Source organism: Rhizobium sp. G187 (genome assembly GCF_051549525.1).
In the GTDB taxonomy this organism is placed as follows: domain Bacteria; phylum Pseudomonadota; class Alphaproteobacteria; order Rhizobiales; family Rhizobiaceae; genus Allorhizobium.
This window is the reverse complement of sequence record NZ_JBPUGM010000005.1, coordinates 1-25,037: the sequence shown is the minus strand read 5'-3', so window position 1 is coordinate 25,037 and position 25,037 is coordinate 1. Positions and strand designations below refer to the sequence as shown.

24 protein-coding genes and 1 pseudogene are annotated in these 25,037 nt (G+C 60.9%); 11 read left to right on the top strand and 14 right to left on the bottom strand.

From position 1 onward, the window contains the following. Window positions 1-82: 82 nt before the first annotated feature. Complete coding sequence (locus ACSV9I_RS15200; RefSeq protein WP_054159641.1) at window positions 83-619, top strand: cytochrome b; 537 nt, start codon at window positions 83-85, stop codon at window positions 617-619. A 24-nt stretch (window positions 620-643) separates the two neighbouring features. Then, window positions 644-1,456 (top strand): RibD family protein, encoded by an 813-nt coding sequence (locus ACSV9I_RS15195; protein WP_438329702.1) that lies wholly within the window; start codon window positions 644-646, stop codon window positions 1,454-1,456. Here ACSV9I_RS15195 and ACSV9I_RS15190 read toward each other — a convergent pair. Genes ACSV9I_RS15190 through ACSV9I_RS15175 form a run of 4 tightly spaced genes read right to left on the bottom strand, consistent with a single transcriptional unit; the run spans window position 1,412 to window position 4,608 of the window. After that, a complete protein-coding gene (locus ACSV9I_RS15190; protein ID WP_438329700.1) occupies window positions 1,412-2,221 on the bottom strand; it encodes a class I SAM-dependent methyltransferase in 810 nt (269 codons plus the stop codon). The two genes, ACSV9I_RS15195 and ACSV9I_RS15190, sit on opposite strands and share 45 nt — an antisense overlap. Continuing rightward, window positions 2,218-3,261 carry a glycosyltransferase family 4 protein gene (locus ACSV9I_RS15185; protein WP_054158143.1) on the bottom strand — a complete coding sequence of 348 codons (1,044 nt, stop codon included), beginning with the start codon at window positions 3,259-3,261 and terminating at the stop codon, window positions 2,218-2,220. The genes ACSV9I_RS15190 and ACSV9I_RS15185 overlap by 4 nt, the downstream gene beginning before the upstream one ends. Next, the gene (locus tag ACSV9I_RS15180) at window positions 3,258-3,656 is read right to left on the bottom strand and encodes a 6-pyruvoyl trahydropterin synthase family protein (RefSeq protein WP_438329698.1); all 399 of its coding nucleotides are present in this window, start codon (window positions 3,654-3,656) and stop codon (window positions 3,258-3,260) included. The genes ACSV9I_RS15185 and ACSV9I_RS15180 overlap by 4 nt, the downstream gene beginning before the upstream one ends. Window positions 3,657-3,681: 25 nt before the next feature. Further along, entirely contained in the window at window positions 3,682-4,608 is a 927-nt protein-coding gene (locus ACSV9I_RS15175) for a zinc-dependent alcohol dehydrogenase (RefSeq protein WP_438329696.1), read from the bottom strand. Between the two features lie 234 nt (window positions 4,609-4,842). On the opposite strand from ACSV9I_RS15175, the gene ribA reads away from it, so the two are divergent. Further along, complete coding sequence (gene ribA, locus ACSV9I_RS15170; protein ID WP_438329694.1) at window positions 4,843-5,949, top strand: GTP cyclohydrolase II RibA; 1,107 nt, start codon at window positions 4,843-4,845, stop codon at window positions 5,947-5,949. 25 nt (window positions 5,950-5,974) lie between these two features. Beyond that, on the top strand, window positions 5,975-6,763 hold the full coding sequence (locus tag ACSV9I_RS15165) for a CDP-alcohol phosphatidyltransferase family protein (RefSeq protein ID WP_438329692.1): 789 nt from the start codon (window positions 5,975-5,977) through the stop codon (window positions 6,761-6,763). Between the two features lie 50 nt (window positions 6,764-6,813). Here ACSV9I_RS15165 and ACSV9I_RS15160 read toward each other — a convergent pair whose 3' ends face one another. Beyond that, window positions 6,814-7,734: a lysylphosphatidylglycerol synthase transmembrane domain-containing protein gene (locus tag ACSV9I_RS15160; RefSeq protein ID WP_438329691.1), complete on the bottom strand. Its 921-nt coding sequence runs from the start codon at window positions 7,732-7,734 to the stop codon at window positions 6,814-6,816. A gap of 71 nt (window positions 7,735-7,805) precedes the next feature. Here ACSV9I_RS15160 and ACSV9I_RS15155 point away from each other — a divergent pair, with 71 nt between their 5' ends. Beyond that, on the top strand, window positions 7,806-9,431 hold the full coding sequence (locus tag ACSV9I_RS15155) for a sulfatase-like hydrolase/transferase (protein ID WP_438329690.1): 1,626 nt from the start codon (window positions 7,806-7,808) through the stop codon (window positions 9,429-9,431). Here ACSV9I_RS15155 and ACSV9I_RS15150 read toward each other — a convergent pair. Beyond that, window positions 9,418-10,329 (bottom strand): helix-turn-helix domain-containing protein, encoded by a 912-nt coding sequence (locus ACSV9I_RS15150; protein ID WP_438330007.1) that lies wholly within the window; start codon window positions 10,327-10,329, stop codon window positions 9,418-9,420. The genes ACSV9I_RS15155 and ACSV9I_RS15150 overlap by 14 nt on opposite strands. Window positions 10,330-10,484: 155 nt before the next feature. On the opposite strand from ACSV9I_RS15150, the gene pobA reads away from it, so the two are divergent. Together pobA and ACSV9I_RS15140 are read left to right on the top strand one after the other, a co-directional pair. Further along, complete coding sequence (pobA, locus tag ACSV9I_RS15145; RefSeq protein ID WP_438329688.1) at window positions 10,485-11,657, top strand: 4-hydroxybenzoate 3-monooxygenase; 1,173 nt, start codon at window positions 10,485-10,487, stop codon at window positions 11,655-11,657. Between the two features lie 187 nt (window positions 11,658-11,844). Then, window positions 11,845-13,290, top strand: coding sequence for an aldehyde dehydrogenase (locus ACSV9I_RS15140; protein ID WP_438330006.1), 1,446 nt, complete (start codon window positions 11,845-11,847; stop codon window positions 13,288-13,290). A 67-nt stretch (window positions 13,291-13,357) separates the two neighbouring features. Here the strand turns inward: ACSV9I_RS15140 and ACSV9I_RS15135 are convergent, their stop codons facing one another. Then, window positions 13,358-13,870, bottom strand: coding sequence for a MarR family winged helix-turn-helix transcriptional regulator (locus tag ACSV9I_RS15135; protein ID WP_054158149.1), 513 nt, complete (start codon window positions 13,868-13,870; stop codon window positions 13,358-13,360). A gap of 150 nt (window positions 13,871-14,020) precedes the next feature. Between ACSV9I_RS15135 and ACSV9I_RS15130 the strand changes: the two genes are divergently transcribed. The 3 genes from ACSV9I_RS15130 (at window position 14,021) to ACSV9I_RS15120 (ending at window position 16,820) form a co-directional block, all read left to right on the top strand. After that, window positions 14,021-15,622, top strand: a complete 1,602-nt coding sequence (locus ACSV9I_RS15130) for an AMP-binding protein (protein ID WP_438329687.1) — start codon at window positions 14,021-14,023, stop codon at window positions 15,620-15,622. Between the two features lie 4 nt (window positions 15,623-15,626). After that, window positions 15,627-16,457, top strand: coding sequence for a p-hydroxycinnamoyl CoA hydratase/lyase (locus tag ACSV9I_RS15125; RefSeq protein ID WP_054158151.1), 831 nt, complete (start codon window positions 15,627-15,629; stop codon window positions 16,455-16,457). A 171-nt stretch (window positions 16,458-16,628) separates the two neighbouring features. Next, window positions 16,629-16,820, top strand: a complete 192-nt coding sequence (locus tag ACSV9I_RS15120) for a CsbD family protein (protein WP_054158152.1) — start codon at window positions 16,629-16,631, stop codon at window positions 16,818-16,820. A 93-nt stretch (window positions 16,821-16,913) separates the two neighbouring features. Here the strand turns inward: ACSV9I_RS15120 and ACSV9I_RS15115 are convergent, their stop codons facing one another. The 5 genes from ACSV9I_RS15115 to ACSV9I_RS15095 are packed head-to-tail and all read right to left on the bottom strand — an operon-like array spanning window position 16,914 to window position 23,176. Beyond that, window positions 16,914-18,644, bottom strand: coding sequence for an acetyl/propionyl/methylcrotonyl-CoA carboxylase subunit alpha (locus ACSV9I_RS15115; RefSeq protein ID WP_054158153.1), 1,731 nt, complete (start codon window positions 18,642-18,644; stop codon window positions 16,914-16,916). 49 nt (window positions 18,645-18,693) lie between these two features. Then, entirely contained in the window at window positions 18,694-20,298 is a 1,605-nt protein-coding gene (locus ACSV9I_RS15110) for a carboxyltransferase domain-containing protein (RefSeq protein WP_438329686.1), read from the bottom strand. Window positions 20,299-20,305: 7 nt separating this feature from the next. Then, complete coding sequence (locus ACSV9I_RS15105) at window positions 20,306-21,112, bottom strand: putative hydro-lyase (protein ID WP_438329685.1); 807 nt, start codon at window positions 21,110-21,112, stop codon at window positions 20,306-20,308. Between the two features lie 20 nt (window positions 21,113-21,132). Further along, window positions 21,133-21,897 (bottom strand): LamB/YcsF family protein, encoded by a 765-nt coding sequence (locus ACSV9I_RS15100; protein ID WP_438329684.1) that lies wholly within the window; start codon window positions 21,895-21,897, stop codon window positions 21,133-21,135. A 19-nt stretch (window positions 21,898-21,916) separates the two neighbouring features. Next, window positions 21,917-23,176, bottom strand: coding sequence for an NRAMP family divalent metal transporter (locus ACSV9I_RS15095; protein WP_438329683.1), 1,260 nt, complete (start codon window positions 23,174-23,176; stop codon window positions 21,917-21,919). A 315-nt stretch (window positions 23,177-23,491) separates the two neighbouring features. On the opposite strand from ACSV9I_RS15095, the gene ACSV9I_RS15090 reads away from it, so the two are divergent. Next, window positions 23,492-24,151: a GntR family transcriptional regulator gene (locus ACSV9I_RS15090; protein ID WP_438330005.1), complete on the top strand. Its 660-nt coding sequence runs from the start codon at window positions 23,492-23,494 to the stop codon at window positions 24,149-24,151. A 49-nt stretch (window positions 24,152-24,200) separates the two neighbouring features. Here ACSV9I_RS15090 and ACSV9I_RS15085 read toward each other — a convergent pair whose 3' ends face one another. Both ACSV9I_RS15085 and ACSV9I_RS15080 read right to left on the bottom strand, forming a co-directional pair. Next, window positions 24,201-24,704, bottom strand: a complete 504-nt coding sequence (locus ACSV9I_RS15085) for an acyl-CoA thioesterase (protein WP_438329681.1) — start codon at window positions 24,702-24,704, stop codon at window positions 24,201-24,203. Between the two features lie 105 nt (window positions 24,705-24,809). Beyond that, window positions 24,810-25,037, bottom strand: a pseudogene (locus tag ACSV9I_RS15080) (BID domain-containing protein); the annotation flags it as partial.

Here is a 25,037-nt window from a genome sequence, read left to right as displayed (position 1 = left end):
GCCGAAAGCAGGGTTTCCTCTATCTTCGAACAAGGATTGAGGTCTGTAAGGATGTGGAGGCATCTTGCGCGCGACGGAGGACATGCTGAACACTTTGCCGCAGGGTGCCGGACAGCGGCATTCTGTCGGCTTGCGTTTTGCCCATTGGGTGGTGGCCGTCCTCGTGCTGGCGACTTGGCCGCTTGGCCTGATGATCGGCTTCGTCAAGGATGATGTGAAACTCGACTTTTACCTTGTGCATGAGAGCCTCGGCTTTCTCGTGCTTTGGCTGATGCTCGTAAGATTGGGAATCCGGCTGACGGGTGGTGCAGTCCGTCTTGAAGCGCCGCGCCATGAGAAGATTGCAGCCGAAAGTGTGCACGGCCTTTTGTATCTTTTCCTGATCCTCATGCCTGTGTCGGGCTTTCTCGCCACAAATGCCCACGGCTTCCCGCTCAAATGGTTTGGCTTGTTCGAGGTTTGGAGCCCGATCGGAAAAACGCCCGATATAGCCTTCACGTTGTCGGCGATACACGAATGGAGCGCCTGGATCCTTCTCGGGCTTTTTGCGTTGCATCTAGCGGCGGCGCTTTTCCATCATGTCGTCCGCCGTGACGCGACGCTGTATCGCATACTCTGAAAGACAGGCAGGACGGCATTTCCCATGCGCAAGATCGAGATGAACGACCAGGTCTGGACACGTCTTCTGGGCATGCGAAGCGGCATGACGCTTTCCAATAAGTCAGAGGAGGCCGACCCGGCGATCGCACTCTATGGACCCATTGCGGCAGCCAGCGGACGCTTTGTGCTTGCCCAGGTTGGCCAGTCACTCGACGGCCGTGTCGCGACGCCGACGGGAGATGCCCGTGATATCTCCGGGCCTGATGGGATCGCCCACCTGCATCGCTGTCGGGCACTGGTCGAAGCCGTCATCGTCGGTGTTGGGACCGTACATTGCGATGATCCGCAACTGTCGGTGCGTGCGGTCAAGGGGCCGAACCCGGTCAGGGTCGTGGTCGATTGTAGAGCAGAACTGACAGGAGAAGAGCGCCTGTTCCACGATGGCGGTGCGCCTGTCATCTTGCTACAGAGCATAAACGCGCCACAGCGGTCCTATAAAGCGGACGTCATCCGTCTTCGCACCGGCGATAGCGGGCTCGAGCCCCAGGACATACTGGAGGCGCTTGAAAAACGCGGCCTCCAGAAAGTCCTGGTCGAAGGTGGTGCTCGCACGATCGCCCGCTTCATGCAGACCGGTCTCATTGACCATCTGCATGTGTCCATCGCCCCGCTTATTATAGGCTCCGGTCCTTCCGGTATTAGTCTGCCGCCGATTGACGCGCTCAGCGAAGCACATCGCCCCGCAGCGCGCGTCTTCAGCCTGGGTTCCGACATTCTTTTCGACTGTCAGCTGAAGCTTGCCGCCCGGTCATCAGCCGGGGAGCGCGAGCAGATCCTGATGGCCGATCCGGCATAAGCTGCCAGGCACGTCCGCCTGTTCCAGACGAAAAGTGAGCCAAGCCTCAATCTCCTCCGGTACGAGTTCGCCAATCTCCCGGACGGCATTGGCGATGCCTTCTAGCAGCTCCCGCTGGAGCGGAGCAGAGCGCTCATCGAGCACCCACGGGCTTTCCGCCGTCAACACGCGGTAATGAAACGCCGACAACGCGCCCGCAAGATGGTGTGTGGCATCAGGGCCGAGAGCTGCACCAAAACCCTTGTCCAGCCGCTGATGACAGTTGAAATCTGCCGTGACTGCAGCGTCAAGCGGATGGACGACACTCCATTTCATCTGCCCATCATAGTTCAGCGCGGCATAAAGACCCGCACCGGTCGGAGCCAATACCCCGACGAACCGGTCGCAGAAGTTGGCTGAGCAGAGATCGAAGAGGGCTGATGCCGTAACAACGTCAGTCCCTGCGAGTGGCAGTGCGTCAATGTTGTTGAGGTCAAACTGGCGGAACTCGACTGGGCTGCCCTCACCGATCCTGGCGGATGCTTCTGCAAGAAGCGCCGGATCATAGTCGAGCAAACGCCAATGTGTATTTTTTGGCAGCAACGGCGACAGGGTCCGATAGGTGGAACCGGTTCCACAACCGATGTCGAGCAAGTTTGGTGGCCGCTTCCCTTCAGGATTGCCATCCCGCAGCGTCTGCGCAAGCATGTTGAGGAGGCCTGCGTCCCGTGCTGCCTTATCGGCGGGTTCGCGCAGCGCCAGCCAGTCCTTGTCAAAACCGCTCATCGAACAGTCTCCAATGCGTTTGAAATGGTCCGGCTGGTATCGTCCCAGCGGGGGAGCGCTGACCCGGCACGCGCGGAGGCCTCGGCTCTGGCTGCCCGTCCGGGTTCATCAGTCAGAAGCCTGCGCAGTGCGGCGGCAAATGCTGAGGGATCGTCAACGGGAACGAGAATGCCCGCATCTGCCGGAACCACTTCGGGAACGGCTCCCGCATGGCAGGCGACGATTGGCAGTCCCTGTGTTAGGGCCTCAGCAAAGACCATGCCGTAGCCTTCATAGCGGCTGGCGAGCGCAAAAATATCGGCTCCGGCCAGTGCCGTGGCTGTGTCGTCGACCTCTCCGCAGAGAGCGATGCGATCGGCCAGACCGAGCGTCGCGATCTGGGCCTCGATCTGGCGGCTGATCTCAGGGTCAAGCCGACGGCTACCGATGATCGATGCCGTCCAGTCGAGATCCTCGATCTTTTTCAGCGCCGAAACGAGCACATCATGCCCCTTGCGGCGCGTCAGCGTGCCGATCGAGACAATGTGCGGTGGCTGACCGGAGGCGGTCGAGGGCAGGCCGCGGGCCGTGCCGGGGATGGCTGTCGTGATGCGCTCGGCGGCGATCTCAAACCGATCTGCCACCTCGCGTGCGGTCATCTGCGATGTTACGATGACGTGGCGGGTGGCTGAAAGCGCTCGGCGCTCCGAATTCGTCAACCGCTCCTGGTCGGTCGGGGACAGACCTGTTTCGAGTGCCAGCGGGTGATGAACCAGCGCGACGATCTTTAGTCTGCTTCTTTCCCGCATTGCCCAGTCATCCAGAACGCCAAAGGCGAGCCCGTCGATCAGGACCAGTGCGCCGTCGGAAAGGGCCGAGAGCCGCGCTTCCGCGTCACGGCGCGTGTCCGTCGAAGGGGCTGGAAAGCCGTCGCCGAGCGCAAGCAATTGTACGTCCCAGCCAAGAGACTTGAGGCCGGCGACGACAGCGCGGTCATAGCCATAGCCACCGGTCTTCAACGTGAGATCGCCGGGATAGGCGAAAACCAGGCTGCGCGTCAAAGGTCGGCCTCATACCAGCCGCGTGCGGCGTGGGATTCGTGCAGCAGCACGCGCAAGCGGCAGATACGGTGGCTACCCGGGCCAAGCTTTTTGTCGGATACGGCGGAAGCCAGCTGATCGAAGATGTGCTTGGCTATGACCTCGGTCGTGCTGATTTTGCCGGAAAACGCCGGATGTTCGTCGAGATTCTGATAGTTGAGGGGCTTCAGGATCTCCGACAGAACGGTTGTCGCAGCCCCGATATCGACGGCAAGTCCATCCTCGTCGACATCCTTGGTGAAGAAGGCAGCATCCACGACAAACGTTGCCCCGTGCATGCCCTGTGCCGGCCCGAAGACTGGGCGGGGAAGGCTGTGGGCGATCATGATATGGTCTCTCACTTCGACTGCGAACATGGTCTCTCTTTCGTGTGTCTGTCATTTACGAATAGCGGATGCGGTGGCAGAGCGTATCCGGCGATGACAGGATACGGGGATAGGCAGCTTCCAGTTCAGAAAAAGCTGTCTCGCCCGAGATCAGGGCATCGAGGCGGGTGTCGACCAGCAGTTCCAACGCCTTGGCCATCCTGCGCTTGTAGCTCCACCGCGAAGCCCTGTTTGGGGGGATCGTGCCGACCTGCGAGCTGATGAGTGAAAGCCGCCTTGCATGGAACGCCCCGCCGAGCGGAATCTTGACGGAACGGTCGCCATACCAGCTGGCCTCGACGATGCGTGCCTCCATGCCGGCATGGGCGATTGCGGCTTCGAGCGCATTTGCCGAAGCCGTGGCATTAATCAATACGTCGAATTCGCCGCTGAGGTCACCGGGATTGGAAAACGCAAGTCCCAGTTCTGCTGCCAGTGCGCTGCGGTCGGGATTGCTATCAACGAGAAGGGTTTCTGTCCCGGCAATTCCGTTCGACAGATAGGCAACAAGGGTTCCCACGACGCCTGCCCCGAAAACCACCACCCTGTCGCCGGGCAGGATACCGGCATCCCAGATGATGTTGAGTGCGGTCTCCATATTGGCAGCGAGCACAGCTCGTCTCGGGGGAAGCGCATCGGGCAGGAGGTTGATCTGCTCCTCCGACACAATGAACAGGTCCTGGTGCGGATGAAGGACGAAGACTGCACGGTCGCGCAGTTCGGGCGGACCGTCTTCAATGCGTCCGACGCTGGCATACCCGTATTTGACCGGGAAGGGGAAACTGCCCTCCATGCCCGGCCCACGCATGCGTTCACGTTCGCTTTCAGGGACGAGGCCCTCAAGCACCAGCCGTTCCGTGCCCCGGCTGACACCGCTGAACATGTTTCGGATCATGAGCTGCCCGGATTGCCGTTCACCGAGCGCCTGATGCTGCAGTTGCACTTCCCCTGGACCGGTTTGCCAGAGTGCGGTTGCCTGCCGAATAGCGGGCTCTCGGTCAGTTCTTTCCGTCAAAGGCAGTGGTCCTTCACCAATTCCAGCATCCAACCGGGAACGTAGCGCGTCAGCGCGCATTTGGTTTCGAATGGCCGATCAATATTTATTTACAGGCTCTACGCAATCCAGCCGGAGTTCTCAGGCGTAATGACAACCATTGACGTAGGGAGAGTAAGCATCATGTCCAGCCTGAGCCCGTCCATGTTCGAATTCGTATCGCCGGAAGCCGAAGTTGAACGCGCAGTCGCCGAATTGCGCTTTGGCCGTCCAGTCGTCTTGTCCGACGGCAGCCGGAAGCTTGCATCCCTTTCGCTCGATTGCGTGGCACCGACTGTTTTCGATCAATTTGCCGCGGCAGCAGGCAACCGTCACTCCCTGTTGTTGACCGCGCCGCGGGCGGGACGCCTGGGTATTTCGTCGAGCGCGGATATTCTGGTGCCGCTTGCCGGCCTGAACTTCGATCAGGCCTCCCGTTTGGCCTATTCACTCGGCGTTGAAGCGCCGCGTCTCTGGCAGACTGCCGATGCGCTCGCTGCCCAAACCGCCGAACTTGCTCGCATCGCCCTTCTTCTTCCGGCAATGGTTGTGGCAGATGTAACCGAACAGCCGGATCGCTTCGCAGCGTGCTGCCTCTTGAATGCTGACCGGCTGAAGGGTGCGGATCAGGCGCGCCAGCGTTTCGACGAGGTTGTCCGAACCCGTGTACCGCTCGAAGGCATGGATCATGCCGAATTCGTCGTGTTCCGCGGTGGTGTCGCGCAGAAGGATCAGGTGGCCATCGTCGTTGGTCGACCTGACGTAACGAAGACCGTTCCGATCCGCATCCACTCATCTTGCATCACGGGCGATCTCTGCGGCTCGCTGAAATGCGACTGCGGTGACCAGCTGCGCAATGGTCTTGCTCTTCTCCAGGAAGCCGGTGGCGGCGTATTGCTTTACCTCGACCAGGAAGGCCGTGGCACGGGGATCGGTGCGAAGATGCGCGCCTATGGCTACCAGCATCTCGGCTTCGATACGATCGACGCGGATGCCGAGCTGGGCTTGGCAGAAGATCACCGACGCTACGAGGCGGCTGTTGCCATGTTGCGGCTGATGAACATTGGTCGGGTTGCCGTCTACACCAACAACCCCACCAAGATCGCCGGTCTGCGTGCGGGTGGCATTGATGTGGAAGCACGCTCGCCGGTCGTCGGCCGCGTGACGGCCGAGAACCAGAACTACCTCCGGACAAAGACAATCCGCGGCGGTCACATGATGGACCTCGAAACCCTGGTCGCAGCAGAGTAAGCTTGCATCCAGGAGGATTGAACAGATGGCGAGCGGACCAGAGCGGCTGGGCTATTGGTGGGATGAGCGTGCCTTTGGATTGGAGGGGCGGGGGTTGTTGCTCTCCACCGCCATCACCAATCTCTCCCTGGTCGCAGCATGCACCCTGGCGCTGCTCGTCGCAGCCTTTGCTATTTTTCCGCTTGGGCCGGGTTTTATCATTGTCACGCTGGTGACGCTGGCGATCATCTTTGCGCTCGTCCTCCGCGCCCTGCCCGGCCATGGGCATGATCGCTTTGGTCCGGCCAATCTGGTCACATCGATCCGGGCCGGACTTGTCAGCCTGACGGCCGGTGCGCTCGTGTCGAGTGAGCGGCTTGCTGGCGATCCGGTGGCCCTCTGGACATTGCTTGGCATTGTGCTGATTGCGTTTGCTCTCGACGGCATCGACGGCTATCTGGCGCGCCGTTTTGAGGTCGAATCGTCGTTCGGTGCACGCTTCGACATGGAGGTGGATGCCTTCCTGATCCTCCTTCTATCTCTGGCGGCCTTGCTTCTCGACAAGGTGGGAGCCTGGGTCGTTCTGATCGGGTTGATGCGCTACGGATTCCTGGCGTGGGGTCGTTTTTCTCCAAAATTGAATGGTAGCCTGCCGCCATCGTTCCGCCGCAAGCTTGTCTGCGTTGTGCAGGTCGCAGCACTCTGCGCGATCCTTGTGCCTTTCGTATCCTCCGACGTCGCGACGGCAATCGCCGCAATCGCGCTTGCCGCACTAGTTTATTCCTTCGCGGTCGACATTCGTTCTCTGCTTGCTCTGCCGGGCGTTGAGCGATGATCGGAGCGAGCGCAGACGGGGGCGTCGCGTCTAGTCCGCCGTGCGGTAGCTTAAGCGTGCGGGGTCTTTTGCGCGCCACCCCAGCCGAGAAACGCCAATCCGGGCAGGGCGCCTGCAAGCGAGAGGCCACCATAGACAAGGCTTGCTGCGAGACCCTCGGACGTTGTCGCTCCGATCAGAGGCCACAGCGCCATGGCGGCCGCCTCCCGGCTTCCCCATCCGCCGAGACCCGATGGTATCAGCATGGCGAGCAGCGTCAGCGGCACGATGGTGACCGTTGCGATCAACGGAAGTCTGGCGCCTACGGCATGCGAGGCGATAAAGAAAGCCGCGACATAGGCCAGGACCACCGTCAAGCTGAGGGCGATCTGGATGGCCCAGGCACTGCGATCGAGAAATGCCTTACGGATGTCCGCGAGCATGCCGGGCTGCCCGATCACCCCTTTGGATTTTGCGATCTTCCATCCGAGGAGCATCAGGGCGCCAAGCCCGACAACAACGGCGAACCCGACGATCGCCATATGGTCGCTTGCGTCCACGCCGACGATGTTCGGCCAGGCGAACAGACCCAGAGCGGCAAAGGCGAAGAAGACGATCTGTCCGGACAGCCTTTCAAAGACGACTGCCTTGGCCGGCTGCTTCCAACCGCCGGGGCCTTCCGCGCGCATTCGGTAAGCGCGCAACGCATCTCCGGCAACACCGCCCGGCAGGGACTGGTTGAGCAAAGTGGCGACATAATATTCGCGGATCGCTTCACCACTCGCAATGGTTTGGCCCAAGCGGTCAGCGGTAAAACGCCAGCGCAGGGCCGAGAGAACAATCTGAGCCTGGACGAGACAAAGAATCCCGGCGATGTGCAGTGTCGACACCTTCGAAAGGGCGGCAATCAACGTGGTCGTATCAAGCCTCAGCGCCAGCAAGAGGACGATGGCCAGGACCGAAAGAAGGATCAGGAAACGGAAGGCGGACACGGGCCAGAACTTTCAACGACGTTGCTGCATCAAGTCATAGCACTACGTCACGACACAGGCTGCGGACTTTGATGACTTCGAATTGTTTTGCCGTCAGACGGCCAGTCTCGTCGGTCAAGCCTCTGCTGGCAGGCCTTGTGGTCTCAGTGTTTGTCTTAATCGCGATCCGGCTCCCGGATCATCCGGATGCCCTGGGCCTGGATGCCTTCTTGCGATTGCCGCTGGAGTGGCCGCTGCTCTGCCTCATGCTCCTGCTGGTGCCGGGACGGATGGGCCGCGTGGTGCGCGCCATCGTTGCGGTCGTCGTCTTCCTGCTGCTGGCCCTGAAGATTGCCGATCTGGGGACGCAGACGGCCTTTCAGCGCCCGTTCAACCCCTACCTCGACAGCCGGTTGATGGGGGATGGCTGGAATGTTCTGTCCGGCTCGATCGGGGCTGGAACCGCATTCATCCTGGGCTGCGTCGTGCTTTTCGGCGTCGCGCTGGTGATCTGGCTTTTCTGGCGTAGCGCACGCGAAATGGCTGCCACAGAGAGCAGGGCGCGGCGTTTGCTGATCGGAGCCTTTGCCGTGCTCGCAGCCTTTGCCGGTGCATCGCTGGCCATGGGCTTACCCCGGACGGATGCCGGCGTCGTGCGCTATCTCGTCGCCCGCATTGATCTCGTCATCCGGTCGGCCGTCGATATGCAGGCTTTCGAGAAGGTGTTGGATGGAGGCGTTGAGCCTCTATCCGGCGATGGTCTGTTCGGACGCGTGCGGGGCCGCGATATTGTGGTGATCTTCGTCGAATCCTATGGCCGCAGTGCTATCGAAGATCCTCGTTATGCGCCACTGATCCAGTCGCGTCTGGCAGCGGTGGAAAAGGCGATCGGCGATGCTGGTCTCTTTTCCGCCAGCACCTGGGTGACCTCTCCGACAGTTGGGGGGCTGAGCTGGCTTGCGCATGGCACGTTGATGTCGGGCCTCTGGATCGACAATCAGGCACGCTATGATCGCCTGATGATGAGCCGCCAGCCAAGCCTCAATCGTCTGTTTTCGGAGGCCGGTTGGCAGAGCGTCGCCATCATGCCGGCCATCACCATGGCCTGGCCGGAGGCCGCCTATTACGGCTATGACCGTGTTCTGGCCGCCGCCGATCTCGGCTATCGCGGCAAGCCGTTCAATTGGATCACCATGCCGGACCAGTATACGCTTGCTGCCTTCGAGCGACTGGCCCGTCAGCCGGCGCGAGCGGCGGGCAAGAACGTCATGGCCGAGATCGCGCTCATCTCGAGCCACGCACCCTGGACGCCGGTAGCGCGACTGATCGATTGGGATGCCATCGGCGACGGCACTGTCTTCGATGCCCAAGCGACGAGCGGCGATCCGCCCTCGGTGGTCTGGGCTGATCCTGAGCGGGTCCGTCGGCAGTATATCGAAACCATTGATTATTCGCTGCAGACGCTGGGGAGTTACATGGCGCGCTTTGGCTCTGACACAGTCTTTGTCATTCTTGGCGATCACCAGCCGGCCAGCATCGTGACCGGCCCCAATGCGTCGCGTGCGGTCCCGGTCCATGTGATCAGTGGAGACGCAGATTTCATTCGCGGGTTCGAAGCGGAAGGATTTGCCGCCGGAATGACCCCGCGCCTCGATGGCGTCGAACGTCCCATGAAAGACATCCGTCCGCTTTTGATCAAACGCTTCACCCGTGATTGAGGCCAAGGCCCTCCTCACGGGCGCCGAGCTTGGGCTGTTCCTGGAGGCGCCACGCACGGGGTGTCACGCCCGTCTGGCGCAAAAAGAAACGAGAGAAATAGGCGGGATCGGAAAAGCCGAGACGAAAGGCGACGTCCTGCACGCTTCCGCCTGTGAACAGAAGCGCACGCTGGGCCTCTTCGAGCAGGCGCTCCGCGAGAAACGCCTGGGTGCTCAGGCCCGTCTTTACCTTGACGATCCGGTTGAGATGGGTGGGCGATATGCCAAGCGCAGAGGCAAAGTAGCTCGCCGGACGGTGATTGCGGACTTCCCGCTGCACCAGAGTGGAGAGGATCTCCATTCGCCGGTCATTCTCGTCGCCGCCTTGCGCCTCTCGAACATCCAGTGCCGCGGCTCGGGCTGTCAGCGCCAGCGTTGAAGCGATGCCGGCCTCGACCATGATCGCCCACTGGCTTCGGCGGCCAGCCCATTCCGAGAGCACGGTGTTGAGTGTCGAGCGGATCGCAGGTGCCGCTGTGTCATCGAGACATGTAACGCGGGGTTCGGCAAGAAATCTCCCGATCGGACTGGGTTCGTCCGGCCGCGCCGGCAGTCGGCCTGAGAGAATGGTGAAGACATGCCCGTCGATATCCGGTGCAAACCTGAAGCCATGCGCTACGCCGGGCGGTATTGTTATCATGGCCGGTGGTTCGAAACGCACAACTCGATCACCGAATATCGCGTCGCCGGAACCTGAGAGGATCGACAGGATCTGGAAGAAATGCACATGCCGGTGCATGCCTATTTCGAAGTGGTGGAGACTGCTTCGCGACGGTATTGTTTCGCAGTGCACCCAAAACTGCGCGGCGGCTGATCCGCTCTCGCCGTAGAGGTCATAACTCGGGATTGCGGATATCATCCGCGCGCTGGTCGTGTCCATGTTCGATTTGTGCAATAGTTGGCGTGCTGCGTCCATTGTTCATTCCCGCATCTGATCCCACAATTTGCGCAATGCCAATTTCGAAATGCCTCTGAACCAGGCTTCGTGATCGGCGGCTGCCGTTGGGAGGAACCATGCGCACCCAAGTCGTCATCATCGGATCGGGTCCATCCGGGCTTCTGCTCGGCCAGTTGCTGGGCAATGCTGGCATCGACACGGTGATCCTTGACCGCGTCGGCAAGGACCACATCCTGTCACGCGTCCGGGCCGGCGTCCTGGAGGAAGGGACCGTCGGACTGCTCGATCGCGCTGGGGTGGGCGCCCGCATGCATCGGGAGGGCTTGCCGCATGATGGTTTCTCGCTCGCGTTCAACGGGCGCGATCATCGGATCGATCTCTTCGGCCTGACAGGCGGGAAGCGGGTTGTGGTCTATGGCCAGACGGAGGTAACTCTTGATCTGATCGAACAACGCGCACGCGACGGGTACATCACGATCTACGATGCCGAAGATGTGAGCCCGTACGGCTTCGATGGGAATGCACCCTTTGTCACCTACGTCAAAGACGGCCTAACCCATCGGATTGATTGTGATTTCATTGCTGGGTGCGACGGTTTCCACGGTGCGAGCCGAAAAGCAGTGCCGGAAGAGGCGATCAGGACGTTCGAGCGTGTCTACCCCTTCGGCTGGCTCGGGATCCTGGCCGATGTACCGCCGGTTAGTCCTGAACTGATCTATGCCAATCATCCACGTGGTTTCGCGCTGTGTTCGATGCGGTCGCACACCCGCAGTCGCTACTACGTCCAATGTTCACTCGACAATACCGTCGAGATGTGGTCGGACGACCGCTTCTGGGATGAGCTTCGCCGTCGCCTGCCGCTGCACCATGCCGAGGCGCTGATAACTGGTCCGAGTTTTGAAAAGTCGATTGCCCCGCTCCGCTCCTTCGTGGCGGAGCCAATGCGGTTCGGTCGGCTCTTCCTTGTCGGTGATGCCGCGCATATTGTCCCACCGACCGGCGCCAAGGGTCTCAATCTCGCCGTCTCGGATGTCCATTACCTGTGCGAAGGCCTGCTCCAGCATTATCTGGAGAAAACCGACGCAGGGCTTGATGCCTATTCCGAAAAGGCATTGCGGCGGGTCTGGAAAGCAGTGCGTTTTTCCTGGTCGATGACCACGCTGCTTCATCGCTTCCCGGATACCGGAGATTTCAGCCAGAGAATCCAGGAAGCAGAACTCGACTATCTGACCCAATCCAGGGCCGCGTCTACGGCGATGGCGGAGAACTATGTTGGCTTACCCTATTGAGCGATATGCCATTCCTTGCGAGGCAGGAACGTTTTTTAGACTCACGAATAAGTCTGTTCTTCGGAGGGTTGAAAGTCGCTCAGAGAGGCCACCCCTCTTGACGTGACACGTCGATTTGGAGCTCGCAACGGGGCTGAAGCGAACTCGATATTAAATCAGGCATACTGGAGGAGTAATTGCCATGAAAATGCATATTCCAATGTTGATCGATGGTGCGGAGAAGGCTGCCATCGGGAACCGGACCTATGATCGGATCAATCCCTATACCCAGGAGATCGCAACAACGGCGTCTACAGCCGGGCTCGATGATGTGAAGGCGGCGGTAGACGCGGCAGCTGCGGCGTTTCCAGCGTGGTCGAAGACGGGACCCGGGGAGCGCCGAAAGATCCTTTTGAAGGCTGCCGACATCATGGAGGCTCAATCGAGCGAGTTCTCGGCATTGATGACGGCAGAGACCGGTGCGACAGGCCAATGGGCTGGTTTCAACGTCATGGTGGCTGCCGGCATGCTGCGTGAGGCCGCTTCAATGACCACGCAGATTTCCGGCGAAGTCATTCCGTCCAACAAGCCGGGTTCACTGTCGATGGGAATTCGTCAGTCTGCCGGTGTTTGCGTCGGGATTGCGCCGTGGAATGCGCCGATCATTCTGGGAACGCGGGCGATCGCCATGCCGATCGCTTGCGGAAACACCGTCATTCTCAAAGCGTCCGAACAGTCCCCTGGCACACATCGTCTGATTGCCCAATGCCTCGTTGAAGCCGGGCTTCCCTCCGGCGTGGTCGGTGTCATCACCAATGCGCCGGAAGACGCAGCACAGATCGTCGAAGCCCTGATCGCGCATCCGTCCGTAAGGAGGGTCAACTTCACCGGTTCGACCCGTGTCGGCAAGCTTATTGGCGAGCTGTGTGGTCGTCACCTGAAACCAGCGCTGCTTGAACTTGGCGGGAAGGCGCCGCTCATCATTCTGGATGATGCAGATATCGATGCTGCGGTGAATGCCGCAGCTTTTGGTGCCTTCGCCAATATGGGTCAGATCTGCATGTCGACCGAACGGATCATCGTTGACCACAAGATTGCCGATGCATTCGTGACGAAACTCGCGGCCAAGGTTTCGAAGCTGCCGGCTGGTGACCCCAAGGGGCATGTGGTTCTGGGTTCACTGATCAGTCTCGATGCGGCGAAGAAAATGGACGAGCTTATCGCGGATGCGCTGGGCAAGGGTGCGATACTGCTCGCCGGCGGCAAGCGGGAAGGGAGCGTTGTCGAGGCAACGCTGCTCGACAACGTCTCTCCCGACATGCGCCTCTATGCCGAGGAAAGCTTCGGGCCGGTCAAACCGATTATCCGCGTAGACGGTGAGGAGGAAGCAATCAGGATTGCCAACGATACCGAATATGGTTTGTCCGGCGCCGTCTTCAGCAAAGACATTCGTCGCGCGCTGGCCGTCGCCGCCCGGATCGAATCCGGGATTTGCCACATTAACGGTCCGACGGTCTTTGACGAGCCTCAGATGCCGTTTGGAGGTGTCAAGGGGAGTGGCTACGGCCGATTCGGCGGCAAAGCCGCGATTGCCGAATTCACGGACTTGCGCTGGATCACGATCGAAGATCCGAACCAGCACTATCCGTTTTGAGGAGAGCGGCTATTGCCAGATGCGGGGGCAGTCGTTTTTCAGACGGCTGCCCCATCTGGCCAGGCATTCAGTCGGTTTCGTTGTTGCCGGGAACGATGTCTGCATAGATTTTCTTCAGACAGCCAATGAAAACCTCCAGCTCTTCAGGTGTGAACCGGCTGGTGAAGCGAAGCTCATGGGCTTCCTGGAGGTCCCGCGCTTGGCCAAGCAAGATTGCGCCGTCGCCGGTCATGCGCAATTCTTGCCGACGGCGGTCAATGGCTGAAGCCTGGCGCGATATCAGGTTGCGTGCCTCGAGCCGATTGACGAGCGCCATCATCGTCGCGCGATCCATGCTGAGCTGATTTGCGATGTCGATCTGCCCAACGCCGGGGTTGGCTGCAATGAGTTCAAGGACGGCAAATTGCTTCTGCGTGAGGCCGAGTTCACCCATCGCCGTAGAATAGTCCTGATAGATCGCGACGTTCGCCATACGGATGTGAAAGCCGAGAATGTCATCAAGGCGCCCCGTCCTCAGCCGGCGGCCAAGTTCGAAGACTTCATCATAATTGGCCGGATTCAGGTCATTCTTTAGTATCATGTGCCTTCTTTCGCGGGTCAGAACAATGTTCGCTTGTTCTCTATGATCATATTCTGTTCTATCAGGGAATTCTCCTATTGTCTGTGATCATTTTTGATTTAGTATGTCGAACTTACGATGTGCTTGGGAGTGGCGCAGGGAGGAGATCGTATGGACCAGCCCGTAGGGGTGGAGGGGATCGCTGCGCAATTCTGCGGGCTGGAGACGTATGACCCGTTGGTCTACCGGGCCAAGGTGTCTCCTGACGCCGACGCTGTTGTTGAGGTTGCGAGCGGTGAACGTCTTACCTTTTCAGAGCTAGATCGTCTTGTCGGCAAGATCGGCGCTTTGCTTTCCAATGAAGTCAAGGCATCCGTGGCGCCGCCGCACGTCGCCTATCTCGGTCGCAATTCCATTGCACAACTTGCAACCTGCCTTGCCTGCCAGCGCGCAGGTTTAGTGTTCATACCGCTGAACTGGCGATTGGGAGCCGCTGAGTTGCGGCCTATCATTGAGGACGGCGACCCGGCCCTATTCATTCATGACGTAGAGTTTGCGTCCGTCCTCGCAGAGGCGGTGCGGGACGAGGTGCAGGTTCTGACCGTTGAGGGTGAAAACGGGCTTCTTGCTCGGGCGGGTAAGCTTGGTGCGGTTGCGGCAGCTTCATTCGAGGCAGCCAGGACCTGCATTATGCTCTATACGTCAGGCACGACCGGAAAGCCCAAGGGAGTGCTGCTCACGCGGCACAATGCCTTCGCTTCGGCTGTGAACTTCGCCATGGTCGGCGAGATCACGGAGGCGTCGGTCACGCTTTGTGACCTTCCGTTTTTCCACACGATCGGCCTGGTGGCGATTGCCCGAACGACGGTGATGATGGGCGGGCTCCTGATCATAGCGGACCGCTTTCACCCTGACCGCACCCTGTCGCTCCTCGGTGATCCCGAACTCGGTGTCACTCACTATTTTGCTGTCCCCCAGATGGCAGCGACCTTGCGTGCAAGCCCTGTCTGGAACCCGAGGGCGCTTGAGGCCTTGCAGGCAATCTTCATCGGTGGCGCGCCGCTCTCGCCTGCCTTGATTGCCGAATTTCTTGAGCACGGGATTCCGCTCGTGAACGGCTATGGGATGAGCGAGGTGGGGACAGCGATCCATATGCCGCTGGATCGAGAGGCGATCGCACGTCATCCGGGTAGCGTCGGTTATCCCGCACCTCTCCTGGAAATCAGGATCGTCAATGCCACGGGCGAGGACGTCGAGGATGGTGAGGTGGGTGAAATCTGGCTGCGGGGACCGTCCGTCACGCCGGGCTACTGGAACAAGCCGGAAGAGACCGCGCTGGCTTTCGTCGATGGCTGGTTTCGCACCGGCGATCTCGGACGGCGTGATTCAGGCGGCGTCATCTTTGTGCCGGACCGGCTGAAGGACATGTATATCACCGGCGGCGAGAATGTCTTTCCGGCAGAAATCGAGGCTGTAATCGGGGCCCATGCCAAGGTCCAGGATGTTGCGGTGATTGGTGTCCCGGATGCCAAATGGGGCGAGTGCGGTCTGGCGCTTGTGGTTGCGGTCGCCGCTGAGACACCGAGTGCCGAGGAAATTCTAACCTTTTGCGCGGAACGCCTCGCATCCTACAAGCGGCCGCACCGCATCCTTTTTGTCGAAACCATCCCACGGACGGCATCCGGCAAGGCGCAGAAAAATCTGCTGCGCCAAACCTACGCGTCTACCCAAAATCCCCCGGCACTGCCGGTCGAAACAGGCATGCAGGAGTGAAATCATGGCTGATATAGAAAGCAACCTGCCCGAACCGGTGCTGGTCGAGTTTGACAACGGCATCGCATTTGTCACCCTGAACCGGCCGGAAAAACGCAATGCGATGAATCCGGCGCTCAATATCCGGATGCTGGAGATCCTCGATGAACTGGAAGCCGACGAGCGCTGCGGTGTTCTGGTTCTCCGCGGCGCAGGCCAGTCCTTTTCGGCAGGCATGGATCTTAAGGAGTATTTCCGCGAAAATGACGGCAAGGGTCGGGGCGCTGTGCTGAAAAGCCGCCGCCAGGCCGGCGGATGGTGGAACCGGCTGATGTATTTCGAAAAGCCGACCATCGCCATGGTCAATGGCTGGTGCTTTGGTGGCGCCTTCACGCCTCTGGTTGCCTGCGATCTCGCCATCGCTGCGGACGAGGCGACCTTCGGGCTTTCGGAGATCAACTGGGGAATCCTGCCGGGTGGCAATGTCACGCGCGCGGTGGCCGAAGTGATGGGCCATCGGGATTCCCTCTATTACATCATGACCGGCGAGACTTTCGGCGGTCAGAAAGCGCGGGAGATGGGGTTGGTCAATGAATCCGTGCCGCTCGGCGACCTCGAGAACCGGGTCAGGGCGCTTTGCGGCACCCTTCTGGAGAAAAATCCGGTGGTGCTCAAGGCCGCGAAGGATACATTCAAACGGGTGCGGAATATGCCCTGGGAACAGGCGGACGATTATATCTATGCCAAGCTCGAGCAGATGCTTCTGCTGGACAAAAGCAATGGCCGCGCCGAGGGCCTGAAGCAGTTTCTTGACGACAAGACCTACCGTCCCGGATTGCAGACCTACAAGCGCTGAAAGCCCGCTGACACCGCTTGGTGTGCTTCAGGCGCGGAACGAAAGCCGTCGCGAGGCATTGTAGAACCACAAGCGATCAACAAGCAGCCGAATATGGACTTCCCCGGCATAATGACCGGATAGCGACTTGAAGGCTGCATGGGACGCAAACTCGGAAGAAGGAGAGCGAAAATGGGTTCTACAGCGGACAAGATTTCCGGCAAGACAAACGAACTGGTCGGCAAGGCAAAGCAGGCCGTCGGCGACGCAACCGATAACCGCAGCTTGCAGGCCAAGGGCGCTGCACAGGAAGCCAAGGGCGATGCGCAGCAGGCCAAGGGCCAGGCGAAAGATGCTGTAAAGAAAATTGTCGATAAAGCCTGAAGGCTTTAAAGTCCTCCAGCAACGGGCCCGCTTTCAAGCGGGCCTTTTGCTGTTTGATGGGCGCTTCGCTGGGCGACTGAAGCCTCCCCGTCCTTAGGACTCGTAGCGCGCAATCTCCTGGCCGGGCTGTAGATAGGCGCCAGCCTCTGCCTTGAACTTCACCTGTCCGGCCCGCGCGGCGGTGATCTGTGTCTCCATCTTCATGGCTTCCATCACCGCTATCAGGTCCCCTTCTTGCACCATTGCACCATCTTCGACCTTGAAAGCCTGAAGCGTGCCGGCGATTGGGGCTGTGATCGCGGAGGCGTCGGTCTTTTCAGCGGGAGCGGCTGCGGCCGTACCCTGACCAGCCAAACCACCGAGGCCGGCGAGAAGCGATGCCGGGATGCCGAGAGCATGGCGCTTGCCGTCGATCTCGACATGGGTACGGATCAGCGCGGTGTCGGCCAGCTGTTCCGGTCGGGCCATGGTGTCCAGCGTGTCGGCGAAATCGGTTTCGATCCAGCGTGTGTGCACCTTGAAGCCGTCCTCGCCGGTGAAGTCCTGGGCTTCCAGCACTGCGCGGTGGAAGGGCAGCACGGTGGCGAGGCCCTCGATGTTGAATTCCTTCAGCGCCCGGCGGGCACGGGCAATCGCCTGTTCGCGCGTGGCGCCCGTCACGATCAGCTTGGCCATCAGGCTATCGAATGTGCCGGGCACGGTTGATCCGGATTGCACGCCGCTATCGAGACGGACGCCGGGCCCGGAGGGCGCGTCGAAGGCCGTGATGGCGCCGGGTGTCGGCAGGAAGCCGCGGCCGGGGTCCTCGGCATTGATGCGAAACTCGATCGAGTGTCCGCGGGGGGCGGGGGTTGTGATGACGGTAAGCTTTTCGCCGGCGGCAATGCGAAACTGTTCAATGACCAGATCGATGCCGGTCGTTTCTTCGGTGACGGGGTGTTCGACCTGCAGGCGGGTGTTTACCTCGAGGAAGGAGATCGTGCCGTCAACGCCGAGCAGGAATTCAACCGTGCCCGCGCCGGAATAGCCGGCAGCTGCACAGATCCGCTTGGCCGCATCATGGATTGATTGGCGTTGAGCATCGGTCAGGAAGGGGGCAGGCGCCTCTTCGACCAGTTTCTGGTTGCGGCGCTGCAAGGAGCAGTCGCGGGTTCCGACGACGAGTACATTACCGTGCTTGTCAGCCAGCACCTGCGCCTCAATATGGCGTGGGCGGTCGAGGAAACGTTCGAGGAAGCACTCGCCGCGACCAAAGGCCGCCTTGGCCTCCCGGACTGCTGACTCATAGAGTTCGGCGATTTCCTCCATCTTCCAGGCGACCTTCAGACCGCGCCCGCCGCCGCCATGGGCAGCCTTGATTGCGACCGGAAGGCCATGGCTTTCGGCAAAAGCGATCACTTCGGCTGCCGTCTCGACCGGACCATCGCTGCCGGCAACCAGAGGCGCGCCGACACTGGTTGCAATCCGACGCGCCTCGACCTTGTCGCCCAGAGCTTCGATCACATGCGGATCGGGGCCAATCCAGATGAGGCCTGCGTCCTGTACTGCCCGGGCGAACTCCGCGCGTTCCGAGAGAAAGCCATAGCCGGGATGAACCGCATCGGCGCCGGAACGCTTGGCAATCGCGATCAGCTTTTCGATATCGAGATAGGTTTCCGCCGGACGGCTGCCACCGAGGCCATAGGCCTCGTCCGCCAGCTTGACGAAGACAGCGTCGATATCGGGATCGGCGTAGACGGCGACCGACTGGAGGCCATGGTCGCGGCAGGCGCGGATGATGCGCACGGCAATCTCGCCGCGATTGGCGATCAGCACTTTCTTCATCGAATGTCTCCTCACAGTCGTGTTGCGGCCTAGTATTGCGGAATGCAGATCAGCCCCGGACGGGCTCAATCTCGGCAAAGCGCGTGATAGGCCGGAATTGGATCCGGGCATTGACCGGGATCTGCCCGGCAAGGTCGAGATGATATTCAGCGACGGTCCCAATGACAGGGTAGCCGCCCGTCAACGGGTGATCAGCCAGGAACAGCACGGGCTGTCCGCTATGCGGAACCTGGATTGCACCCGTGGCCGTGCCTTCGCTCGGCAGTTCGGCGGCATCCTTGCGCTCCAGCGCCACATCGCCCGAGATGCGGATGCCAACGCGGTTGGATTGCGGGGTCACCAGATAGGTTTGGCTCGAAAGCGTGGCCAAGCCGGATTCCGTGAACCAGTCGCTGCGCGGGCCCATGATCACGTCCAGGGTCACCACCTCGTCCACCGCAGGATGGTCAAAGGCCGGAGCTTCGTCGAGCGATACCGGCACGAGACCCTTGCGCTCTGACTTCACCTGAAGCGTCGAGCCGACGACAACTGGTTCGGGGCCGACGACGGCAAGCGTATCGGTCGATGCGCTGCCTAATACGGAGGATACATGCAGACCACCGCGAAAGGCGAGATAGCTGCGGGCGCCACGCGGAGCAAAGCCCAAGGTCACGACGTCGCCTGCTTCCAGGGAAATCGGCCGATAGGTGTCGGCCTTCCACATCCATCCACCAGCGTTGCGAATGGTGATCGGGCAGGGTGCTCCTGTCAGGCCCATGACGGCGCGGCCAGAGGCCTCGAAGGAGAAGCCGCCGAGCGTAATTTCGAGTGCTGGCATTTCCACAGGATTACCGACCACCCGGTTTGCGGCCTTGAATGCACCCTGATCGAGCGCGCCGGAGGAGGAGACGCCTTGGCCTGTCTGACCGAAGCGGCCGAGATCCTGGAATAGCGCGGGCATAGGCGATGCCAGAACCTTGATCGTGACGCCATCGGGCGGCGTTGCCTGTGCGTCTTCTTTGGTTGTGGAGACACGGGCAGAGACGATAGCCGTTTGGGTCTGCTTTGCCGTGTCGGTAAAGCGGACACGGTAGCCCGGCTGAAAAAGCGCTGGCGGATCGCGTAGGAGGTCCCACATCTTCAAGGGCGTGGTGCCGATGATCTGCCAACCGCCGGGACTGTTTTGCGGATAGACGCCGGAAAATGCGCCAGCGAGCGCGACGGATCCCGCCGGGATCTTCGTGCGCGGGCTTTGACGGCGTGGCACTTGCAGCGCTGGGTCGCCGCCGACGAGATAGCCGAAACCAGGCGCAAAGCCGCAAAAGGCGACGGTGAAGATGCTCTCTGTGTGGCGGCGGATCACGTCTTCAACCGAGAGGCCGGTCAGGTCTGCGACATCGGCCAGATCCTCGCCGTCATAGCGGACGGGGATCTCGACCATCTTGTCCGAGGGAGCAATCTTGGCCGAAAGATCACGTGTGGCGATGGCGGCGGCGAGCTGCTCGGCCTTCAGCGTTTCGGGGCGAAAGCGGATCATCAGCGTGCGCGCAGCCGGCACCATATCCTCGATGCCATCGACGGGATCGCTCTCGAGCGAGGCGAACAGCGCCAGCGTCTCATCGAGATCCCTCAGTTCGACGAGCAGCACACTCAGGCTGACGGGCAGGAAACGCATCGGAACCTCAGGCGTGGTAAGCGGAATCGGGAATATCGGTGATGAACATGTGGCCCGGCGCATGGGTAATGGCAAACGGGACCCCCGATGCCATGACGGCCGCCTGGGGCGTCACGCCACAGGCCCAGAACACTGGCACTTCGCCGGGCTCGATGCGGACGGGATCGCCGAATTCCGGCTTTGCCAGATCCTTGATACCAATCTCCGAGGGCGCGCCGACATGGACGGGCGCTCCATGTACCGCCGGGAAGCGGCCGGAAATGGTGGCCGCATCTGCAACGCGGGAGGCGGGGATCGGTCGCATCGACACGACCATGTTGCCATGCAGGCGACCCGCCGGGCGGCAGGGCGTGCTGGTCAGATACATCGGGACATTGGTCTTGTCGGTGATGTGGCGGATCTCGATACCGGCTTCGACCATCGGGGTCTCGAAGGTAAACGAGCAGCCGATCAGGAAGCTGACGAGATCCGGATGCTCGGCCCACGCGGCCGTTGCATCCGCCGTCTCTTCGGCCAGCTTGCCGTCGCGCCAGATCCGGTAAAGCGGCAGGTCCCTGCGAAGGTCGGCGCCCGGCGCAAGCAGGGTGGCGTGCGAGCCCGGATCGGAGACGTCGAGGACGGGGCATGCCTTTGGATTGCGCTGTGCGTAAAGCAGAAAATCAAACGCCCAATCGCGCGGCAGCACGATCATATTTGCCTGGGTAAAGCCGGGCGCGATGCCCGCCGTCGGCTCGATGGCCCCCTCGCGGTAGCGGGCGCGCGCAAGGCGCGCCGGTTCCGCATTGACATGGCGGAGATTGTCGATGGCGATCATCTCGTGTGCTCCCCGTCGGCTCAGTTGGCCAGGAACGAGCGGATGGCGATGCCATCGGCTTCGAAGGCTTTGCGGATCTCGCGGGCAATCGCGACAGCTCCGGGACTGTCGCCATGCACGCAGATCGACTGGGCATCCACCTTGATCGTCGAGCCATCAATGGCTTCCAGCGTGCCATGCTTGGCAAGCTGCAGCATGCGGCGCGCGATCAGGTCGGTATCGTGCAGCACGGCTCCCGCCTCGCGGCGGGAAACGAGCTGGCCGTCCGGCGTATAGGCGCGGTCGGCAAAGGCCTCGGCCACCACGGCGAGACCCGATTTCCGGGCGAGGTCGAGGATCGGCGCCCCGGCAAGTCCCATCAGCACCAGCGAGGGATCGACGGCCTTGATGCCGTCGATCACCGCCTGGCCCTGTTTCGCATCATTCGCGATGCGGTTGTAGAGGGCGCCGTGTGGCTTGACGTAGCCGACCGAAACGCCCGCCGCCTGAGCGACGCCCTTGAGGGCGCCGATCTGATAGATGACATCGGCGGTCAGTTCCGCCGAGGTCACGTCCATGTCGCGCCGGCCGAAGCCGACGCGGTCGGGATAGGAGACATGTGCACCGATCGACACACCCTTCGCGGCTGCGTCCCTGACGGTCTTCCAGATTCCCAGCGGATCGCCGGCATGAAATCCGCAGGCGACGTTGGCGCTGGAAACGATCGAAAGCATGGCTTCGTCGTCACCCATGGTCCATGCACCGTAGCTTTCGCCGAGGTCGCTGTTCAGGTCGATGGCGGTCATGTCGTCCTCCCTTGTCAAATCAGCCGGTTGCCGTCAGCAGTGCGAAGATCGGGCCGATCGACTTGTAGCCCATGTACCAGGTCAAGGCACAGGTGAGGGCGCCCAGCACCAGCAGCCAGCGCGGATAGCGATAGCCACCCATGAGGTCGGACCGCGCCCAAGCCGCGTAGATGAAGATGGACAGGCCGATCGGCAGGATCAAGCCGTTCAGGCCACCAACGAAGACGAGCATCTGGGCAGGAGGCGTTGTGATGACGACATAGAAGAACAGCGAGACGGCGATGAAGATGACGGTCGCGATGTTGCGGCCGCGCTCGCTGATGTCCTGCTTGAACACGGTGATGAAGGAGACCGAGGTATAGGCGGCACCGATGACCGAGGTGATGGCGGCGAACCAGAGAACGGCGCCGAAGATCCGGTATCCGACATCGCCAGCGGCTGCCTGGAAGGCCTGGGCTGCCGGGTTTGCACCCTTGCCCGAGACGTCGATCACGACACCGGAGGCTACCACGCCGAGGATGGCGAGGAAGAGAACGTAGCGCATGAGGCCGGTGACGGCGATGCCGGTGAGTGCTGCGCGGTTAACAGCGCCGAGATTTTCGATGCCGACCGTGCCCTTGTCGAGCAGGCGATGTGCGCCGGAATAGGTGATGTAGCCTCCAACAGTGCCCCCGACGATCGTGGTGATCGTGGCGAAATCGATGGTGGAAGGCAGGAAGGTCTGGAAAAGGGCGTCACCGACGGGTGGACCGGAGATAATCGCCACATAAAGGGTCAGAGCGATCATGGCGATGCCGGCAACCACGATCAGCCGATCGATGGCAACGCCCGCGCTTTTCGATGAGAAGATGCCGATGGCAATCAGCGCACTGATTGCGCCTCCCCATTTGGGATCGATGCCGAGCATGGCGTTCAGGCCGAGGCCGGACCCGCCAATGTTACCGATATTGAAGAACAGCCCGCCGATGATCACAAGGGCCGCCAGCAGGTAGCCCGTTCCAGGGATTGCGGCATTGGCGATGTCGGAGGCGCGCATCTTTGTCAGTGTGACGATCCGCCAGATGTTCAACTGAACGACGAAGTCGATCAGGATCGAAGCAAGAATTGCAAAGGCGAAAGCGGCACCGAGTTTGGTGGTGAAAGTTGCCGTCTGGGTGATGAAGCCCGGCCCGATGGCAGAGGTCGCCATCAGGAAGATGGCGGCAACCAGGGCTGCGCGGCGCGTGCGGTTCGACATTCCGCCGGCTGCGGCGTCAGTCGCTGTCGAATTCTGTTCCATTGTTCCCTCTTCGGTTGACCGATCAAGCGCCGGTAGTCCCGGCAGGATTTGTTAATCAGCAAATGCAGCGTCGTTGCGTTTCACAATTCTGTCAAGATCGTTGAACGATTTTATTTAATCGTTCTACTAAGTTGCTCAAACTATAGGCGGCATGGCGTTGAAATTGGCGGTTTTGCCCCATTCAGAACAATCTTTGGACGACGTTCCGGCCCCCTTGTTCGCTTGGGCGTCCTGCGAGATAACCACTGCGATCGGCATGGCGACGCTTTGAGATCGCCGTAGAGGAGAGACCGCAAAGCCGGCGGTTGGGGCATGATGGCGGAACAGGAAACGACGGCGCTCGCGCCGAGATTGGCGGAAGCGATCCGCGACAAGCTGATCGCCGGCGAACTGAAGCCTGGCCAGCGCCTGTCTGAGGCGGCTCTGAGTGCGGGTCTGGATGTGTCACGCAACTCGCTGCGCGAGGCTTTCCGGCTGTTGACCAAGGAAGGTTTGCTGCGCCATGAGCCGAACCGCGGCGTGTTCGTCTCAACGCCGAGCATGGCTTCGATCATCGATATCTACCGTGTCCGTCGCATGATCGAATGTCGTGCGCTTGCCAATGCTTATCCCAACCACCCGGCGGTGGCCCGCATGCGTGTGGCGGTCGAGAGTGCGCGTGCCGCGCGCGACCGCAAGGACTGGGGCGTGGTCGGCAGCGACAACATGGCCTTCCATGCCGCGATCGTCGATCTGGCAGACAGCCGCAGGCTTAGTGACTTCTATGCCCAGATCGCGGCTGAGCTACGCTTGAGTTTCGGTCTGCTGCATGATCCGGAGCTCCTGCATGCGCCCTATGTCGAACTCAATGCCGGCATACTCTCAATGCTGGAGGCAGGCGATCCGCAAGCGGCCGCCGCAGCCCTCGACGCCTATCTGATGCAGTCGGAACGAACAGTGCTTGCCGCCTTTTCCCGCATGGACGCCAAGGGCTGACCGACGGCATCGCTGCCCGCGCCCAAACACCGGCTGGGCGCAGGTAAGATCAAACCCGCTCATCTGCCATCGCGCTGGCTTCCTTGAAGCGCGCCTCGAATTCAAGCCGCAGCAACCGGCGAATATCTGCGGCACGCTGGCGGCGCTTTCGCATTTCTGTCTCCGGCGTATAGGGCGGCACGGCGGTTGGCCGACCCTCGGCATCGACCGCGACCATGGTGAAATAACAGGAATTGGTGTGCCGGCGTTCGCCTGAGCGAATGTTTTCGGCTTCGACCCGGATACCGATTTCCATCGAGGTGCGCCCGGCCTGGTTGATCGAGGCGCGAAAGGTCACGAGTTCGCCCACATGGATCGGCTGGCGGAACACGACCTGGTCGACCGAGAGCGTCACCGCATATTGCTGGGAATAACGAGAGGCACAGGAATAGGCCACCCGATCGAGAATGTTAAGCAACGCGCCGCCATGCACCTTGCCCGAAAAATTCGCCATATCGGGCGTCATCAACACCACCATTTCCAACTGGCTGGTGTCATGCGTCGTCTCGTCCATGCTCTGCCTTCCTTGCACTCGAAGGGCGCTTGTGCCCACCTTGGCAGACTAGGGCAATGCGAAAGTATCTGCAAAGGCCCCTTGGCGGGCGGATGGTACGCCCCATCATTTCAGGGACAAGCCTTTTGACTGTGTCTGACGCAGGGCCTCGGCCCGTTTGAGCGCCACCGTGGTGCGCTCATAGGCTGCCAGCTTCTGGGCGGCTCGCAACAAATCCCAGGCGGATCGAAGCTCGGTCTTTTGGGCAGGCGACATACCGGTGGAGAGTGCCTCGAACGCCTTCCCATCGGCATCTCTCGCCGTGATCGGCAGAAAGCTTCGTTCGCCGAAGCG

Coding starts and splice junctions, on each gene's coding strand:
- ACSV9I_RS15165 (WP_438329692.1), top strand. CDS start 5,975: ATGGCGAGCGGACCAGAGCGGCTGGGCTATTGGTGGGATGAGCGTGCC.
- ACSV9I_RS15115 (WP_054158153.1), bottom strand. CDS start 18,644: ATGAAGAAAGTGCTGATCGCCAATCGCGGCGAGATTGCCGTGCGCATC.
- ACSV9I_RS15090 (WP_438330005.1), top strand. CDS start 23,492: ATGGCGGAACAGGAAACGACGGCGCTCGCGCCGAGATTGGCGGAAGCG.
- ACSV9I_RS15180 (WP_438329698.1), bottom strand. CDS start 3,656: ATGTTCGCAGTCGAAGTGAGAGACCATATCATGATCGCCCACAGCCTT.
- ACSV9I_RS15155 (WP_438329690.1), top strand. CDS start 7,806: ATGACTTCGAATTGTTTTGCCGTCAGACGGCCAGTCTCGTCGGTCAAG.
- ACSV9I_RS15135 (WP_054158149.1), bottom strand. CDS start 13,870: ATGATACTAAAGAATGACCTGAATCCGGCCAATTATGATGAAGTCTTC.
- ACSV9I_RS15195 (WP_438329702.1), top strand. CDS start 644: ATGCGCAAGATCGAGATGAACGACCAGGTCTGGACACGTCTTCTGGGC.
- ACSV9I_RS15125 (WP_054158151.1), top strand. CDS start 15,627: ATGGCTGATATAGAAAGCAACCTGCCCGAACCGGTGCTGGTCGAGTTT.
- ACSV9I_RS15120 (WP_054158152.1), top strand. CDS start 16,629: ATGGGTTCTACAGCGGACAAGATTTCCGGCAAGACAAACGAACTGGTC.
- ribA (WP_438329694.1), top strand. CDS start 4,843: ATGTCCAGCCTGAGCCCGTCCATGTTCGAATTCGTATCGCCGGAAGCC.
- ACSV9I_RS15140 (WP_438330006.1), top strand. CDS start 11,845: ATGCATATTCCAATGTTGATCGATGGTGCGGAGAAGGCTGCCATCGGG.
- ACSV9I_RS15200 (WP_054159641.1), top strand. CDS start 83: ATGCTGAACACTTTGCCGCAGGGTGCCGGACAGCGGCATTCTGTCGGC.
- ACSV9I_RS15190 (WP_438329700.1), bottom strand. CDS start 2,221: ATGAGCGGTTTTGACAAGGACTGGCTGGCGCTGCGCGAACCCGCCGAT.
- ACSV9I_RS15085 (WP_438329681.1), bottom strand. CDS start 24,704: ATGGACGAGACGACGCATGACACCAGCCAGTTGGAAATGGTGGTGTTG.
- pobA (WP_438329688.1), top strand. CDS start 10,485: ATGCGCACCCAAGTCGTCATCATCGGATCGGGTCCATCCGGGCTTCTG.
- ACSV9I_RS15150 (WP_438330007.1), bottom strand. CDS start 10,329: ATGATATCCGCAATCCCGAGTTATGACCTCTACGGCGAGAGCGGATCA.
- ACSV9I_RS15110 (WP_438329686.1), bottom strand. CDS start 20,298: ATGCGTTTCCTGCCCGTCAGCCTGAGTGTGCTGCTCGTCGAACTGAGG.
- ACSV9I_RS15095 (WP_438329683.1), bottom strand. CDS start 23,176: ATGGAACAGAATTCGACAGCGACTGACGCCGCAGCCGGCGGAATGTCG.
- ACSV9I_RS15100 (WP_438329684.1), bottom strand. CDS start 21,897: ATGACCGCCATCGACCTGAACAGCGACCTCGGCGAAAGCTACGGTGCA.
- ACSV9I_RS15130 (WP_438329687.1), top strand. CDS start 14,021: ATGGACCAGCCCGTAGGGGTGGAGGGGATCGCTGCGCAATTCTGCGGG.
- ACSV9I_RS15105 (WP_438329685.1), bottom strand. CDS start 21,112: ATGATCGCCATCGACAATCTCCGCCATGTCAATGCGGAACCGGCGCGC.